We start from the raw sequence: 15,788 nt of genomic DNA on the forward strand, positions 1-15,788 counted from the left end.
ATCGCTCAATTACTCTTTCCTTCCCCCCACGCCCGAAGCGGCTTCCGACGATAGAGCACCATGCGCCTTTTGGCGTATAAAGACCACTCCAGCCCGATACATCTGCACACTATGCTTTGCGAAAACCGGTTCCGGATTTCATGCAGATGCACGCAGGCCAGCCGAGCCGTTCGGCTGCATCGTTCCTTCAATGTATCGGATGAATTTCAGGCCCAAATCATATTAGCGGGAGCTTATACCCCGAAATGTGCACTGGAAAGAAATAAAAAGGGCGGCCACAGCCGCCCTTCTGCAATAGAATTTCCCGACCTGCCTACTGGGCGAGATCGGACATCAGGCCCGCTGCAACCGCCAGTCGCGAAACGGTCAGGTCGCCACCTTCCGTCAAGGCGACCATGCGGTTCTGCACCTGCTCGATGCGGGCGCCATCGGCTGCAAACCAGGCTGCCGCCGGGTCCTTGTCCTTGGCGAAACGCTTGAGTGCCGCAATGGTGATGCCGCGTGCAGCCTGCGTGATCGTATCGCTTGCCCGTGACAGCGCCAGCCCGTCATAATAGTCCGTGACGGGGATGGAGCGCGCGGCTTCCTCGATGCGACCGATGCGGAAGGCTTCCGAAACACCGAAATAGGTCTTGGCGGTAACCACCCGGTCGGCGCCCGCCAGATGCGCGATCAGCGCAATGTCCGGCATGATGCCTGCAAGCTGCAGATTGGCAAGACGCTGTGCCAGCTTTTCCGGCGCACCCATTTCCACGAAAGCGGCCTTGTCGGCCTGAAGCGCGGTTTTGAGATATTCCGGCATCAGACCGTCGAAACGCGGCTCCAGTTCGGCGCGCGCCCTGGTGATCGTATCCACCAGTTCCGTCAGGTTGGCGCGCGTCGTGTCGTTGCGCAGCACCCATGCCGTCGTCGCCTGCAGCATTTCGCCGACGAGATGGTAGAACTGGTTCTGCACATCGCCCGGAACGCGATTGTCCAGCGCATCGATGGCGTCATAGATCGTGTCGATGTCGAAGCCGTCACGCACCGCCACATAAGCGCGGACGATATCGGCAGGCGACTTGCCGGTCGTATCGGCCAGGCGGCTGATGAAGGTGATGCCCCCGCGATTGATGACATCGTTCGCCAGCAAGGTGGCGACGATTTCACGGCGCAGGCGATGACCCGAGATTTCCTCGGCATAGGTCTTCACCATGCGCTTGGGGAAGTAGCCCATCAGCAGCGACTGGAAGTACGGCTCGTCCGGAAGCTGGCTCGCCACCAGATCGTCACAGAGCGAGAGCTTCGCATAGGCCAGCAGAACCGCCAGTTCCGGGCGGGTGAGCGGCTGGCCAGCCTTCTGGCGCTCGGCGAGCAATGCGTCCGACGGCAGGTTCTCCACCTTGCGGTCGAGCAGCTTGCGGGCTTCCAGTTCCGCCATGAAGCGCGCCTGATAGGGCAGCTCCGCCAGTCCCTGGCGTTCGCTCAGCGAAAGCGCTAGCGGCTGCAGATAGTTGTTGCGCAGCACCAGTGCCGAAACATCGTCGGTCATGCTGACCAGAAGCTTGTCGCGCGCCGGGCGCTTGAGCTTGCCCGAACGCATGGCCGCAGCCAGCGCGATCTTGATGTTGACCTCGACGTCCGAGCAGTTGACGCCCGCCGAATTGTCGATGGCGTCCGTGTTACCGCGACCGCCCGACAAAGCATATTCGATACGCCCGCGCTGGGTCACGCCAAGATTCGCGCCTTCGCCGATCACCCGCGCACCGACTTCCGAGCCGGTGATGCGGATCGCATCATTGGCGCGGTCACCAACCTGCGCATCCGTTTCAGCGGAGGAGCGGATATAGGTGCCGATGCCGCCGAACCAGAGCAGATCGACCTTGGACTTCAGGATCGCCGTCATGATTTCCTGCGGCGTTCCGGAGGTCTTGCCGAGGCCGATGGCATTGGCCGCTTCCGGAGAGAGCGTGATCGTCTTCTGACTGCGGCTGTAGATGCCGCCGCCAGCCGAAAGCTTGGAGCGGTCATAGTCCTGCCAGCTCGAACGCGGCAACTCGAACAGGCGCTTGCGCTCGGCAAAGCCGTCCGCCGGAACCGGGTTCGGGTCGATGAAGATATCGCGATGGTCGAACGCCGCCACGAGGCGAATCTGTTCGGAAAGCAGCATGCCGTTGCCGAAGACGTCGCCCGACATGTCGCCCACGCCCGCAACCGTGAAAGGCTCGTTCTGGATATCCATGTCGAGTTCGCGGAAATGGCGCTTCACGGCTTCCCACGCGCCGCGCGCGGTGATGCCCATGCCCTTGTGGTCGTAACCGGCGGAACCGCCCGATGCGAAGGCATCGTCCAGCCAGAAATCATGCGCCTGGCTGATGGCATTGGCCGTATCGGAGAAAGTGGCCGTGCCCTTGTCGGCGGCAACGACGAAGTAAGGATCGTCATTGTCATGGCGCACGACTTCCGCCGGCGGCACGACATCGCTGTCCTCGATATTGTCGGTAACGGACAGGAGCGTGGAGATGAAGACCTTGTAGGCATCGCGGCCGGCTTCGAACACCGCATTGCGATCGCCGCCGACCGGCAGACGCTTCGGATAGAAGCCGCCCTTGGCGCCGACCGGCACGATAACCGCGTTCTTGACCTGCTGCGCCTTTACCAGCCCCAGCACTTCGGTGCGATAATCCTGCGCGCGGTCCGACCAGCGCAGGCCGCCGCGGGCGACCGCGCCGAAACGCAGGTGCACGCCTTCCACTTCCGGCCCGTAGACGAAGATTTCGCGGTACGGGCGCGGGTCAGGCAGGCCGTCGACCAGACGCGGATTGAGCTTGAAGGCGAAGGTGACGCGCGGCTTTCCCTCGGCATCCGGCTGATAGGCGTTGGTGCGCAGCGTCGCTTCGATCAGATTGCGGAAACGGCGCAATATCTGGTCGTCATCGATGCTCGGCACGCCCAGCAGCGCCGTTTCGATGCCATCGACGAGCTTCTTTTCAGCCGCATCCCGGCGCTTGGCCGACGGATTGAAACGCAGGTCGAACAGCGAATAGAGGTCGCTGGCGATTTCCGGATAACGGTTCAGCGCTGCCGCGATGAAGCCCTGCGAATAGGCGATGCCCGCCTGCTGCAGATAGCGCCCATAGGAACGCAGGATCATGATCTGGCGTGCCGTCAGGCGCGCGGTCTGCACCAGCGCATTATAGCCGTCATTATCGGCCTGACCGTCCCAGACATTGCGGAACACGTCTTCCAGCATCTCGCCATCGTCGGAAAGATCGACCGGTGCCCCATAGGCGTTCACGAGCTGCATGTCGTGCAGGTAGACGGTCGCACCGTCTTCGCCTGCCTGCGGCAGGTCGATGGTCTGCTCGCTGACGACACGGAAACCCATGTTTTCCAGAAGCGGCACGCGCTGCGACAGCACGACCGGCGCACCGTGATGATAGATCTTCAGCGAAACCGCATCGGGACCGTCGGTGCGATAGCGATAGAAATCCACGAAAAGCGGCGCCTCGGCGCTGAGGCTGGCAATGCGTTCCGCATCGACCAGCGCTTCCGGCGCCGTGAAGATTTCGCGGTAGGACGGCGGAAAGCTTGCGGCAAGCGCTACGGTCTTCGCGTCGGCGCTGTCGGAGCTTTCACGCACCGCGTCGTCCCAGGTGCGGACGATGGCGCGCACTTGCGCTTCCAGCGCTTCCCGGTCCACATGCGGCGTGGAACGCTCGTGACGGCGGATGACGAACTGGACGCGCGTCAGGCCGTTCTGCAGGAAGACTGGATGGAATTCAAAACTGTCGCCGCCATAGACGTCGACCAGATAATGCCCGATCTTCTCGCGCACGACCGAGTCGTAACGGTCGCGCGGGATATAGACCAGCACGGTGGCAAAACGGCCAAACCGGTCGAGACGCGGAACAGCGCGCACCCGGGGACGCTCGCCCAGCGCCAGGATCAGTTCGGCATTGGCCGTCAGGCTTTCCACATCGATCTGGAAAAGCTCGTCGCGCGGATATTCCTCCAGCACGTTGATGAGCGCCTTGCCCGAATGGTCCTCGCGGTTGAAGCCGAGATGCTTGATGACCGCATCGGCCTTGGAACGGATGAACGGAATGCCCGCGACCGAACTCGTATAGGCAACCGAGGTAAAGAGGCCGACCAGGCGCAGTTCGCCGATGGCCTCGCCCTTCTCGCCGAATATCTTCACGCCGACATAATCGAGATAGGAGCGGCGATGCACCAGCGAAAGCGAGTTCGCCTTGGTGACGATCAGCGGCTCGTTGCTGTCGAGGAATTCGGTCACTTCGCGCGGCGTCACCGTGTCGTCGTCATCCTTGCGCAGGACGCGGACCTCGTGATCGTTGAGAATGCCGAGCGTTTCCTTGACCGGCACGAGTTCGCGCTTGTCGCCCTTGCCCTTGAAGGTCAGCTCGCGAAGTCCGAGGAAGATGAAACGGTCGTCGCGCAGCCATTCGAGAAAGGCGATCGCTTCCGGCATGGCGGGATCGCCCGTCATGTCGTGCACGCGCTTGTAATCGGCGATCGCGCCATCGAGGCGCTTCAGCATCGGCTTCCAGTCGCTGACGGCGGCGCGAACCTGCCCCAGCACACGCTTGATGGCGGCGGTCAGGTCGGCCTTGGTCTGCTTGTCGAGAGCCGGGAGATGGATCTGCACCAGGCTGACGCGCTCGACGCCCTTGGCAGGCGCAAGCTGCGATGCCTCACCCAGAATGACGAGCTCGTCCTTCTCGCGCGCAATGTCCAGAACCGGATGCACAACCATGAAAATCTGGTTGGCATGATCGTTCAGCTCACCCATGATGGAGTCGAGCAGGAACGGCATATTGTCGTTGACGATGGTGATGACGCTCACCGGGCGACCATGGCGTTCGATACCGTTATCGACGCTGATGATGCTCTTGCCCTTGCGATAGGATTCCAGAGCGGCATAGCCGTGACGGGCTGAACTGTCGAGAGCGGCGGCATCGTAAGCGGCCAGATCTTCTGGCGGCGCCCATTCGAAGAGAAGCTGCGAGAAGGCTGTAAGCGCCTTCGACTTTCCTCCCTTCTTCTCCTCCTTGCCTGCCTTTGAACCCTTAACCTTGCTCGACCGATCCTGCTTTGCAGTCACGTCGGATACTCCTGTCATGATGGCAATGCGCGCCAAACTAGCAGATTAGGCACCGGATTCGATGGCAATTCGTTGAAAATAACGAAAAATTTCCCGGAAAGTCAGAAAAACCGCATTTAATCCATTTAATTTGGAACAAAACTTCGAAAACTTCCCGCGAAATTTCGGATTATGCCAGTGGATTTCTCCACGGCGCGCAGAAATGATGCCGGAAGGGCAAAGCCGCGGGCCGGTTTTGCCCTGTTTCAGACTAAAGTTGCAGATGATTCTGATGGAACCGAGCGGCTCTCATAACTCGATCAGGTGATCGTCGAGTTCGTTGACATTGTCCGCTCCTGCCGGGAAATGCGTCTCCAGCAAAAGGCCCGCCTGACCGATCGCCAGCACGAAACCCTCGGCCACCTGCGCCCGCGACGCATGATGGACGAGCGTCGCCACGATCGCATTCCACTCGTCCTGTTCGACCCGCGCATTGATGCCCGCATCGGCGATCACCTCGGCATAATGTTCGGCCATGGAGACGAAGAGCAGGATGCCGGTGCGATGCTCGGTGATATGCACATTGCGCGCCAGGAACTGTTGCAGCGCATTGAGATGCGCGCGCTTGTAACGGATGCGGCGCGGCACCAGCAGCATGCGGATGGCCGGAAAGGCCCACAGCACCAGCATCGCGGTCAGGAAGGCCGCCAGCACCGCAAGCCCGAACATGGGGAGGCGGACATCGAACCAGTACCAGTGCGCCAGAAACGCCACGACGACCGATGCCAGCAGAATGCCGCAGGTGGCGACAAAGCCCGCCGCAAAGAAATAATCGTCGCTGGAACGGGCCAGAACCGCATAGATTTCGCCGCTGGTCTCGGCTTCCGCCTTGCGGATCGCCTCGGCAATGCGGGCATGGTCCTCGGCGCCAATCAGCGTGTGATGCTTCATCCCTGCGTCTCCCTACCAGCTACCCGAGGCGCCGCCGCCACCCGATGAACCACCGCCGCCGGAGAAACCGCCGCCGCCCCCACCGGATGACCAGCCACCGCCGCCACCCCAGCTTCGGCCACCCCTGCCGCCAGACCCGCCGCCGCCGCGATTGTTGTAATCCACCACCATGCCGAGCCACTGATACCGGCCCGGCCCGATCTTGCGCCCGAAAACCGGCGTCAGGATCGCCATGCCGAAACCGCCGAAGAAGATCAGGCACCAGAAGGCAATGAAGACGACGAACACCCAGTCGACATCATCGGAACTCGACTGCACATTGCGTCTGGCGCGCGCTTCAAGCTCGGCGGCATCGCCGGAAAGCACCGAAAGAATGCCGTCAACGCCCTGCACGATGCCCTTCGAATAATCGCCGGTGCGGAATTCGGGAATGATGGTGCCATTGATGATGACGCTTGAAAGCGCATCGGTCATGACACCTTCGAGGCCGTAGCCGACCTCGATGCGCACCTTGCGGTCATTGGGCGCCACCACCAGCAATATGCCGTTGTTTTCCTGTTTCTGGCCAAGCGCCCAGGCGCGGAACAGACGATTGGAATAGGTTTCGATGTCTTCGCCATTGAGGCTCGGGACCGTCACCACGACCACCTGATCCGAAGATTTGGCTTCGAAATCGGCAAGCTTCTGCGTGAGGCTCTGGCGCTCTGCCGGATCGATGATCCCCGCCGCATCCACCACGCGGCCAGTCAGGGTCTGTGCGGGTTTCGATGCATCCTGTGCCAAGGCTGCCGTATGCAGCATCAAGGCTGCGGAAAACAGCAGAAAGACAAGCGCAATAAGATGCCGCGGCCAATAAAAGCCACGACGATCACGCATGGGTGCTGCACCCGCCTCCAGACGCATCATGAGACGCGCCGTCAGTTGAAGTTGACTTTGGGCGCGGCCTGGCTGCCTGCATCGGCGCTGAAGCTCTGCATGGGCTGCGCATCGCGATACCAGATCCACGTCCAGATCATCGTCGGCATGGTGCGCAGCGACGTATTGTAGACGCGAACCGCCTCGATATAGTCGCGGCGGGCGACGGCGATGCGGTTTTCAGTGCCTTCGAGCTGCGACTGCAATGCAAGGAAGTTCTGGTTGGCTTTCAGGTCCGGATAGCGCTCGACCACCACCATCAGGCGCGACAGCGCGCTCGTCAGGTTGGCCTGATTATCCTGAAACTGCTTGAAGAGTTCGGGATTGTTGAGTGTTTCGGGCGTGATCTGCACCTGCGTCGCCTTGGCGCGCGCCTCGATCACGGCCTGCAGCGTCTCCTGTTCGTGAGCGGCATAGCCCTTCACGGTCTCGACCAGATTGGGCACGAGATCGGCGCGGCGCTGATACTGGTTTTGCACCTCGCCCCAAGCGGCCTTCGCCCGTTCCTCATTGGTAGGGATAGTGTTGAAACCGCAGGCGGAGAGCAGCGGAACCAGAACAGCCAGACCAAGAGCGATGAAAATACGGCGGCCCAGGGCTGCAAGCGAGAAAGAAGTGGCAACCGTCGTACCCGACATGGATTTCTCCTGAAAAGGGCGCTTTGCCGAGCGCCGGGGAAACAAATTCAACACCCGCATGAGTGCGTTCACGCAAATGCGAGCCGTCAAATCAGCAAGATAGTCGAAATTCACTCGTTTTCCAGTCGGTTTGGACAACAAGGTAAAACCGCGACCGCCTGTTTCAGGGATGCAGGCGGAAAGCGCCGCTTTCGACCGCAGCGCGAACAGCGGCAAGCGTCTGACTGCGCGACCACCCTTCGGCAGCCAGCACGTGCGGCTCTAGCGGCCCCAGCGCGGACAATTGCCCGTGCAGTTCTGCAATCGGACCCGGATCGGTCAGCGTATTGCCGCCACGCTCGCGGCAGCGCCGGATCGCCTCATCGAGAGATGGACGCAGAACCACATAGTGAAGCGGGGTGGCAAGGTTTCGGAAGGGCTCGAGGAACCATGGCCCGATTATGCCGTCGACGATGACGAAATAGCCGCCGTTGGCATAGGCCTTGGCCGCCTTGGTCAGCGCATCCATCACAATGGCATTTTGCGCATGGGCTTCCGGCAGATAGGGCTGGATCGCACCATTATTGATGAAGTGCCAGAAATCGTCCGAATGAAGGTGAACCTTCGGCGAACCCGGCTGGTTCGCAAGCCTCTCGGCGGTCGTGGTTTTACCGGCGCCCGGCGTGCCGGTCAGAATAAGAATTTCACCAGAATGTTCCATGATCCGACCTTATCATGGAATGCCATCAGGCCAGTCCCGATATCTCAATCCATATCGGGATCATCGCCACAAGCACCCGTGGAATAGCATCTGGACCCAATCCTCGCCTTATGGGCGGGCAGCGCGTTGACGTTCTCGCATATGTGGATCAGGGTTGCATAGGTACTATCGATCTCACTCCCGTCGATCATGACAATACCATTCCTGACAACCGGTTCAGCTCCGCCGTTCGAAGTGAGAAGCACAATGATCCTGAGAGCGATGTTCGCCTGATGACAGGGTCCCAGGGCGCTCGCCATGCGTGCCAGTTCGCTGCCGGGAGCAGGCTTCGCCTCACCTGCCGGCGCTTGATTCTGTTCCGCAAGTGCTATCAATGCATCGAGAAAGGGGCCGTCCTCCCTCTCGATTTGCGATGCCAGTGCCTCCAGCCCAGCCTTGTCACCCGCTTCGATGAGGTCGGCAATCCGGTCTTCCAATTGTTGCGCTGCCGCTCCGTCTCGATAAGAGGCGGCTGCCGCAGCCAGTAGCTGCGCGTCGATCGCGCGCGCCGGACTGGCAAGTACGGCGACAATAAGCGCGGGCAGCACGGCGGCGAGTTTCAATGTAATCCCCATTCGCCCCCCAGGAAAGCGGTCAACAAAAAAGCGGCGGATTGCTCCGCCGCCTTTTTATAACGCAAACTGCGCGAAAGATTATTCGCTTGCAGCTTCTTCAGCCGGGGCAGCAGCGGCTTCTGCAGCGGCCGCAGCAGCTTCAGCAGCCTTTGCAGCGGCTTCTTCTTCAGCCTGCTTGGCCATGGCCAGACGTTCCTGGGCCTTTTTGCCCGGCTCGCCCTTGGTCGGGTTGCTGCGGGCCGGACGCTTGGCAATGCCAGCCTGGTCGAGGAAGCGCAGAACGCGGTCGGTCGGCTGTGCGCCCTGTGCAATCCAATGCTGGATGCGGTCGGCGTCGAGCTTCACGCGTTCAGCGTCCTTGGCCAGCATGGGGTTCCATGCGCCAACGGTTTCGATGAAGCGGCCGTCACGCGGGCTGCGGACGTCGGCAACGACGATGTGGTAGTAAGGACGCTTCTTGGAGCCAGCGCGGGCCAGACGAATCTTCAGAGACATTTTTCTTTCCTTTAGACAATTGCTTCGCCCGGGGATGGCCGTGGCAAAACGGGTTAAGCTATCGATATAGCTATTGTTTTCCGCCGTGATTGGCGGCGGCATGCTCATGATGCCGAATGACTTCCTTCACGATGAAGTTCAGGAATTTTTCGGCGAAATCGGGATCGAGATGGGCATCGACTGCCAGCGCGCGCAGACGCTCCACCTGACGCTTTTCGCGGGCGGGATCAGCCGGTGCGAGGCCGCGTTCGGCCTTGAGTACGCCAACGGCCTTTGTGCAGCGAAAACGTTCGGCCAGCATATGGATCAGCGCCGCATCGATATTGTCGATGGAGGCGCGCAGTGCCAGAAGTTCAGCCGGTGCAGTGTTCTGTTCGTCGCTCATGATGCTCACTTCTTCTTCGGCAGGCCCGGAAGACCGCCACCGAGGCCGGGAAGCTTGGGTCCGCCCAGACCGGGCAGACCGCCCGGAAGACCGCCGCCGGGAAGGCCCGGCAGACCGCCGCCTTTCGTCAGGCCCGCTGCTTCCGCCTGCTTGGCAAGCGCCTCAAGCTGCTTGGGGTCCATCTTGGAGAGATCGGGCATGCCCATTCCTCCACCCAGACCGCCGAGCCCCATCTTGTTGGCAAGGCCGCCCATCATCTGCTTCATCATTCCGCCCTTGCCCTTGCCCATGACTTTCATCATGTCGGCCATCTGGCGATGCATCTTGAGAAGCTTGTTGATGTCGGCGGCGCTGGTGCCGGAACCCTTGGCGATGCGCTGCTTGCGGCTGTGCTTGAGAATGTCGGGATTGGCGCGCTCGGCCTTGGTCATCGAGCCGATGATGGCGAGCTGGCGGTCGAACACCTTGTCGTCGAGACCGGCAGCGGCCACCTTGTCCTTCATCCCGCTCATGCCGGGCACCATGCCCATAATGCCGCCCATGCCGCCGAGCTTCTTCATCTGCTTGAGCTGTTCGGCAAGATCGTTGAGATCGAACTTGCCCGACTGCATCTTCTTGGCCATCGCCGCGGCTTTTTCCGCGTCGATGTTTTCGGCGGCTTTTTCGACCAGCGAAACAATGTCGCCCATGCCGAGAATGCGGTCGGCAATGCGCTTCGGATAGAACTCCTCGAGCGCATCCATCTTTTCGCCGGTGGCGATCAGCTTGATCGGCTTGCCGGTGATGGCGCGCATCGAAAGTGCCGCACCGCCACGGCCATCGCCGTCCATGCGGGTGAGCACGATGCCGGTAATGCCGACGCGCTCATCGAAATTGCGCGCCAGATTGACGGCGTCCTGACCGGTCAGGCTGTCGGCCACGAGCAGGATTTCATGCGGATTGGCGGCCTTGCGGATATCCGCCATTTCCACCATCAGCGGCTCGTCAATATGCGTGCGGCCTGCCGTATCGAGAATGACGACATCATGCGCGCCGAGCTTTGCAGCCTGAACGGCGCGCTTGGCGATTTCCACCGGCGACTGTCCGGCAATGATCGGCAGCGTGTCGACGCCGGTCTGGATGCCAAGCTGGCGAAGCTGTTCCTGCGCAGCCGGACGGCGCGTATCGAGCGAGGCCATCAGCACTTTCTTGCGCTGGCGCTCGGTCAGACGCTTGGCGATCTTGCCAGTCGTCGTCGTCTTGCCCGAACCCTGCAGGCCGACCATCATGATCACGACCGGGGCCGGCGCATTCAGGTCGATGGAGACGCCTTCGGTGCCGAGCATTTCGACAAGTTCGTCATGGACGATCTTGACGACCATCTGGCCGGGCTTGATGCTTTTCAGGATTTCGGCGCCGACAGCCTTCTCGCGAACGCGGTCGGTGAAGGAGCGAACCACTTCCAGCGAAACGTCGGCCTCGATCAGCGCGCGGCGCACTTCGCGCAGCGCCGCCGTCACGTCGGCTTCTGAAAGAGCGCCGCGTCCGGTAAGGCCGTTCAGGATGGAGCCAAGACGCTCCTGAAGTGATTCAAACATCGAATTTCCTTTTAATCCGAGAAGAGGCTTATGCTTCGTCAGGGATAAATCGTCCCGTGTGTCTGCCAGTTCAAGAAGCAACCAAAGCGGTACAGCACCCGAGGGCGCATCGCGCTGTCGGATGTGGACCTCCGGGATCTCTTTATACCATGATGGGTCCCGGTCGGTGGCTCGCGTTCTGAAGATCGCGGATAGATTGGAGCAGGCTTTAAGGCGATCAGCCCGCAATGTCAAGCAAAAGGCCCGAAACGGGCTGAAACCTGCACCGGAAGTATCCTCCGGCGCATTCTCCCGCTTGCCGTCCCCAAGAGGTAGCCTGAAGAGGCAGATCGTGGGACCTGCCGGCGGGCTGCATTTCTTCTGCGACCAAAGAAACACTTGCCGATCTGGTGCAAAAATGCTTGAAACCGCGCCGCTCGACCACTCTTCAGCTGCCATTCCGACATGACATTTGGTGTAAGGAATGGCAAGTTCGCGTTGAAGTCGAATCAATTCCAAAGGAGAAACGAATGGCGTTGGTTGCCAAGGGCCGGACTTGGACGGCAGCAGCAGTTCTTGCAATGGGCATGATGACGGGAACAGGCATTGCCGAGGCGGCCCAGTGCGGCAACAACGCCGCAGGCTATAATGCCTGGCTCCAGCAGACCCTGAAGGAAGCGCCGTCGCGCGGCGTTGGCAAGGCGGGCCTCAATGCGCTGGCCGGCACCAAATATGCGCAGGCCACCATCAATGCCGACCGCAATCAGAAGAGCTTCAAGCTCTCCTTTGAAGACTTCATGAAGAAGCGCGGCGCCGACACCATCATCAAGCGCGGCCGCGCCCAGAAGCAGCAGAACGCCGCTCTCTTCGCCGCAATCGAGAAGCGCTATGGCGTTCCGGCCGGCCCGCTGATCGCGATCTGGGGCATGGAAACCGGCTTCGGTTCCTATCTCGGCAAGCAGCACACCCTGTCGGCCGTCGCAACGCTGGCCTATGATTGCCGCCGTTCCGATTACTTCACCGGCCAGCTCTACGCCGCTCTCAAGCTCATCGATCAGGGCGACCTCAGCCCGCAGGCCGTAGGCGCGATGCATGGCGAAGTCGGCCAGACCCAGTTCATGCCGGCAAACGTCCTGAAATACGGTGTCAGCGGTTCGGGCGGCTCCCATTTCGACCTGCGCAACAAGGCGGACGCGCTCCATTCGACCGCGAACTTCCTCGTCGGCCACGGCTGGCAGCGCGGCGCAGGTTATCAGCCGGGAGAACCCAACTATGGCGCGATCCAGGGCTGGAATGCCGCACAGGTCTACCAGCGCGCCATCGCCGTCATGGGCAAGGCCATCGACGGCAACTAGAGCATGATTCCGAAAAGTGGGAACCCGGTTTTCGGATAAAATCATGCTCTAACAAAATTTGGAGCGGGACGACGGCTCAGTTTAAAAACACCCCGCTTTGAAGCCCAAATCCGCAATTTCGCTTTGAAATTGCCACAGAAAAGCCACACGCGACACAAAATAGCCCCAAAATTTGGGGCTATTTTTGCATGTTCTGGTGCGGTTTTTCGCGTTTTGGCAACGAAAAACACCGATTTTCGGTATTTCAGAAAAAACAAAACGGCCCTCTCGATCAGAGAGGAACCGTTTCGGAAGGCATTTTCGGGGAGCCGGATCAGGCAGGATCAGGACGTTTGAAATCGCCTGTCTGATGATCCATCACCCACAGTTCGCCGGTCGAAATATCGAACCATGCGCCATGCAGGGTCAGCTTGCCCTTCTTCTCCAGAATATCGACGCAGGGGAATGTGCGCAGATTATTGATGGAGTAGCGGATCGAGATTCGTTCCAGCGCGGTCTGGCGTTCGCTCTGCGTCATGAGTTGGTTGCCGCTGACGGCTTCGGCGGCGGGAGCGATCAGGCTCATCCACTTGCCGATAAAGTCACCGGGCGAAAGCGGCGCGCTTTCGGTGTCGAGCGCCGCCTTGATGCCGCCGCAGCGGCCATGGCCCATGACGACAATGTTCTTCACCTTGAGGCTCTGCACCGCGAATTCCAGCGCTGCGGAAGCCGCATGATATTCGCCATCGGGTTCGTAGGGCGGGATGAGATTGGCAACATTGCGCAGGACGAAGATTTCGCCGGGCGCCGCGTTGAAGATGGTTTCGGGGGCTGCACGGGAATCACAACAAGCGATAACCAGCGTTTCCGGTGATTGTCCCTTGTCGGCCAGATGGCGATATCGTGCAGTTTCGTGGGCAAAATGCTCGCGCATGAAGGTTCGATAACCGGCGAGAAGTGAGTCTGGAAGATCAACCATATTTTTCCAATATCCCTATCGAAAACCGAGATCAATCGAAATGCATTGAACGGGCTGCGTCGAATTGGACGCATGTTTCCGTTCGCATTCACGCATGTTTCTCAAGCCCAAATCGCCATGCGGAGACCGAAATCGTCGCGTTCCACATGATCAGGATACGGACGCGCCTCGCCACGCGCATGGCGACGGGCCACGAGATACATGGCGCAGGCATCGAGAAAGTCATCCTCCTTCGCGCCGCGCGGAACGGGACTTTTTAAAAAATCCTCCGGCAGTCCGCAGCGCTGCAACAAGGCCCGGCGCTCCGCCAGCCCTTCCGGGTTTACGCGCCCCTTGATCTTCTTCGGCAGGGACATGGAATTCATGCCGTTCAGCGCGGCAAAAGCCAGTTCCGGATGCGATTCAATGATGCGCGCCGCCAATGCGGCATCGCTTCGCAACAGGGTGTCCAGTTCGCAGATCTTCGGGAAAAGCCCGAAAGCCTGCCTTGAAACCTTGCGCGGCGGATCGGTCCGTTCGAGCGACAGGGAACAGCTTTCGCGGTAATCCCCGGCATAGACGGCGGCGCGCGGCGGAATGGAGAAAAGGCTCGACTGCCTTTCGCCAAGATGGGCGCGCGCAGCCCGCTCCGCCGAACGCAAGCCCCTTTCCGGCAGGCCGATCGGCATGTCCACGGCAATGATCGCCTCGTCGGGAAGCGAAGCCGTCAAAGCGGCAAAACTGCCGAACACTTCGGCCCGCAAACTCCCACCATCCCCGGTCACCGCGATCCAGCCGCCGGGGCAGCCGTCCACACCGGCAAGCACGGCTTGCGTCAAGCGCGGAACCCTTTGGTCGGATGCATCAGCCGCCGTGTCTGCACCATGGCCATCGGCGTGGCGAGGCTCGACGCGTCGGCCTCCAGCATCAGTTCGTCCGCACCGCGCTTTGCCGAGCGCGCCATGATCTCGAACACCGCCGCCGTGGTGCTTTGCAGCATTTTCTCCTCTGTCATGCCGGAAAGACGCCGCGCCAGAAACACGGCCGAGGTCAGATCGCCAAGCCCGTTGGTCGGGCCTTCCACGCGGCGATGTTCGGCCATCAGCGCCATGGTCGGCGTCAGCAGAATATTGCCGATGCTGCCGCTCATCAGCGGAAAGGCCGATGTGACCAGCATGGTTGCCGGACCAGCCTCCAGCGCGGCTTCCATCAGGGCTGTGTTGTCTTCGAGCGGCACGCCGGTCAGCCAGGAAAGCTCGAACCGGTTGGGCGTTGCGATATCGGCAAGCGGCAGAAGCTTGTCGCGAATGCCGGTCGCCGTCGCCTCGGGCACGTAAAGCCCCTTCTCGTCGCCGATGACCGGGTCGCACAGATAGACGGCGTCAGGGTTTTTCGCCTTCACGGTCTTCACCAGTTCGGCGACGGCTGCCGCCTGTTCGGGATGGCCGAGATATCCGGTCAGGATGGCGCCCACTTCGCCAAGCCACGGCGCGCGCTGAAGATCCTGCATCAGGCGCGAAAACTCTTCCGCCGGCGGCACGATGCGGCCCGCCGGAGCGCCGGGAACCCCGTGTCCCGGGTGCCATGGCAGCACCACGGTTGGCACGGCCCAGACGGGAAAACCCAGTGTTTCCAATGCGAAAACGGCGGCCCGATTGCCGACCGAACCGCGCACGACATGGCTTGAGATGACAATAACGGTTGTCGCATCCGAAGGCGCAGAAAGCGTCATTGGGTACCTAGCTTTGCATGAGATAGAAAATGAGCCAGACGATGATGGCCAGCGTGATGAGGAAGCCGAGCCCGCGTCCGACACGTGTGGCCCACAGTTCGACGGCATCGTTTTCAGGAGCGTCGGCGGCTGAAAGATGCTGCGCCGTCCGGGTAAATCCACGCCGCACCATGCCTTCTGCGCCGGTCTGCTCGCGCTCGAGCCGGTCGAGAATGCGCCGGGCCTCTTCCTGGCGTTCGCGTCCCGGCCCGCCGCCTTCCCCTATGCCCGCCTGCTGGCGCTCGCCCATGCTCTGCCTGCCCTTGGAGCGCATCCTGAAACGTGTGAAACGACTTTCAGAACAGATGCGCGTTAAAACAAATGACCGGAACGCCGATCCGATTCAGAAGATCGAAACGCGCTTCAGTTTGAATTGACAGGCACAGCA

At 60.8% G+C, this 15,788-nt stretch carries 14 protein-coding genes; 1 reads left to right on the plus strand and 13 read right to left on the minus strand.

Annotated features, from left to right (window positions below):
- Positions 1-313: 313 nt before the first annotated feature.
- The 9 genes from OINT_RS10745 to ffh form a co-directional block, all read right to left on the minus strand.
- Positions 314-5,104, minus strand: a complete 4,791-nt coding sequence (locus tag OINT_RS10745) for an NAD-glutamate dehydrogenase (protein ID WP_006471245.1) — start codon at positions 5,102-5,104, stop codon at positions 314-316.
- Positions 5,105-5,392: 288 nt separating this feature from the next.
- The gene (locus OINT_RS10750) at positions 5,393-6,034 is read right to left on the minus strand and encodes a TPM domain-containing protein (protein WP_006467835.1); all 642 of its coding nucleotides are present in this window, start codon (positions 6,032-6,034) and stop codon (positions 5,393-5,395) included.
- A 12-nt stretch (positions 6,035-6,046) separates the two neighbouring features.
- A complete protein-coding gene (locus OINT_RS10755) occupies positions 6,047-6,835 on the minus strand; it encodes a TPM domain-containing protein (RefSeq protein WP_404990617.1) in 789 nt (262 codons plus the stop codon).
- Between the two features lie 116 nt (positions 6,836-6,951).
- Positions 6,952-7,587, minus strand: coding sequence for a LemA family protein (locus OINT_RS10760; RefSeq protein WP_006471244.1), 636 nt, complete (start codon positions 7,585-7,587; stop codon positions 6,952-6,954).
- A 163-nt stretch (positions 7,588-7,750) separates the two neighbouring features.
- Positions 7,751-8,287 carry an ATP-binding protein gene (locus tag OINT_RS10765; RefSeq protein ID WP_006467838.1) on the minus strand — a complete coding sequence of 179 codons (537 nt, stop codon included), beginning with the start codon at positions 8,285-8,287 and terminating at the stop codon, positions 7,751-7,753.
- Between the two features lie 44 nt (positions 8,288-8,331).
- The gene (locus OINT_RS10770; RefSeq protein ID WP_006467839.1) at positions 8,332-8,901 is read right to left on the minus strand and encodes a hypothetical protein; all 570 of its coding nucleotides are present in this window, start codon (positions 8,899-8,901) and stop codon (positions 8,332-8,334) included.
- A gap of 78 nt (positions 8,902-8,979) precedes the next feature.
- Positions 8,980-9,396: a 30S ribosomal protein S16 gene (gene rpsP / locus OINT_RS10775; RefSeq protein ID WP_006471243.1), complete on the minus strand. Its 417-nt coding sequence runs from the start codon at positions 9,394-9,396 to the stop codon at positions 8,980-8,982.
- Positions 9,397-9,466: 70 nt separating this feature from the next.
- Positions 9,467-9,781 (minus strand): chorismate mutase, encoded by a 315-nt coding sequence (locus tag OINT_RS10780; protein WP_006471242.1) that lies wholly within the window; start codon positions 9,779-9,781, stop codon positions 9,467-9,469.
- 5 nt (positions 9,782-9,786) lie between these two features.
- Complete coding sequence (gene ffh, locus OINT_RS10785) at positions 9,787-11,358, minus strand: signal recognition particle protein (protein WP_006471241.1); 1,572 nt, start codon at positions 11,356-11,358, stop codon at positions 9,787-9,789.
- 509 nt (positions 11,359-11,867) lie between these two features.
- Between ffh and OINT_RS10790 the strand changes: the two genes are divergently transcribed.
- Positions 11,868-12,692 carry a lytic murein transglycosylase gene (locus OINT_RS10790; RefSeq protein ID WP_006467843.1) on the plus strand — a complete coding sequence of 275 codons (825 nt, stop codon included), beginning with the start codon at positions 11,868-11,870 and terminating at the stop codon, positions 12,690-12,692.
- Between the two features lie 313 nt (positions 12,693-13,005).
- Here the strand turns inward: OINT_RS10790 and OINT_RS10795 are convergent, their stop codons facing one another.
- The 4 genes from OINT_RS10795 to OINT_RS10810 all read right to left on the minus strand — a co-directional run bounded on the left by OINT_RS10795 (position 13,006) and on the right by OINT_RS10810 (position 15,650).
- A complete protein-coding gene (locus OINT_RS10795; protein ID WP_006467844.1) occupies positions 13,006-13,650 on the minus strand; it encodes a carbonic anhydrase in 645 nt (214 codons plus the stop codon).
- 101 nt (positions 13,651-13,751) lie between these two features.
- The gene (locus OINT_RS10800; protein ID WP_006467845.1) at positions 13,752-14,468 is read right to left on the minus strand and encodes a DUF429 domain-containing protein; all 717 of its coding nucleotides are present in this window, start codon (positions 14,466-14,468) and stop codon (positions 13,752-13,754) included.
- Positions 14,465-15,361 carry a pyridoxal kinase PdxY gene (gene pdxY / locus OINT_RS10805; protein ID WP_006467846.1) on the minus strand — a complete coding sequence of 299 codons (897 nt, stop codon included), beginning with the start codon at positions 15,359-15,361 and terminating at the stop codon, positions 14,465-14,467. The genes OINT_RS10800 and pdxY overlap by 4 nt, the downstream gene beginning before the upstream one ends.
- A 7-nt stretch (positions 15,362-15,368) precedes the next feature.
- Positions 15,369-15,650 (minus strand): hypothetical protein, encoded by a 282-nt coding sequence (locus OINT_RS10810; RefSeq protein WP_006471240.1) that lies wholly within the window; start codon positions 15,648-15,650, stop codon positions 15,369-15,371.
- Positions 15,651-15,788: the final 138 nt, after the last annotated feature.

This window comes from Brucella intermedia LMG 3301, assembly GCF_000182645.1.
GTDB classification, from domain to species: Bacteria; Pseudomonadota; Alphaproteobacteria; order Rhizobiales; family Rhizobiaceae; genus Brucella; species Brucella intermedia.

Coding starts and splice junctions, on each gene's coding strand:
- OINT_RS10770 (WP_006467839.1), bottom strand. CDS start 8,901: ATGGGGATTACATTGAAACTCGCCGCCGTGCTGCCCGCGCTTATTGTC.
- pdxY (WP_006467846.1), bottom strand. CDS start 15,361: ATGACGCTTTCTGCGCCTTCGGATGCGACAACCGTTATTGTCATCTCA.
- OINT_RS10780 (WP_006471242.1), bottom strand. CDS start 9,781: ATGAGCGACGAACAGAACACTGCACCGGCTGAACTTCTGGCACTGCGC.
- OINT_RS10790 (WP_006467843.1), top strand. CDS start 11,868: ATGGCGTTGGTTGCCAAGGGCCGGACTTGGACGGCAGCAGCAGTTCTT.
- OINT_RS10755 (WP_404990617.1), bottom strand. CDS start 6,835: ATGCTGCATACGGCAGCCTTGGCACAGGATGCATCGAAACCCGCACAG.
- OINT_RS10795 (WP_006467844.1), bottom strand. CDS start 13,650: ATGGTTGATCTTCCAGACTCACTTCTCGCCGGTTATCGAACCTTCATG.
- OINT_RS10765 (WP_006467838.1), bottom strand. CDS start 8,287: ATGGAACATTCTGGTGAAATTCTTATTCTGACCGGCACGCCGGGCGCC.
- OINT_RS10750 (WP_006467835.1), bottom strand. CDS start 6,034: ATGAAGCATCACACGCTGATTGGCGCCGAGGACCATGCCCGCATTGCC.
- rpsP (WP_006471243.1), bottom strand. CDS start 9,396: ATGTCTCTGAAGATTCGTCTGGCCCGCGCTGGCTCCAAGAAGCGTCCT.
- ffh (WP_006471241.1), bottom strand. CDS start 11,358: ATGTTTGAATCACTTCAGGAGCGTCTTGGCTCCATCCTGAACGGCCTT.
- OINT_RS10810 (WP_006471240.1), bottom strand. CDS start 15,650: ATGGGCGAGCGCCAGCAGGCGGGCATAGGGGAAGGCGGCGGGCCGGGA.
- OINT_RS10760 (WP_006471244.1), bottom strand. CDS start 7,587: ATGTCGGGTACGACGGTTGCCACTTCTTTCTCGCTTGCAGCCCTGGGC.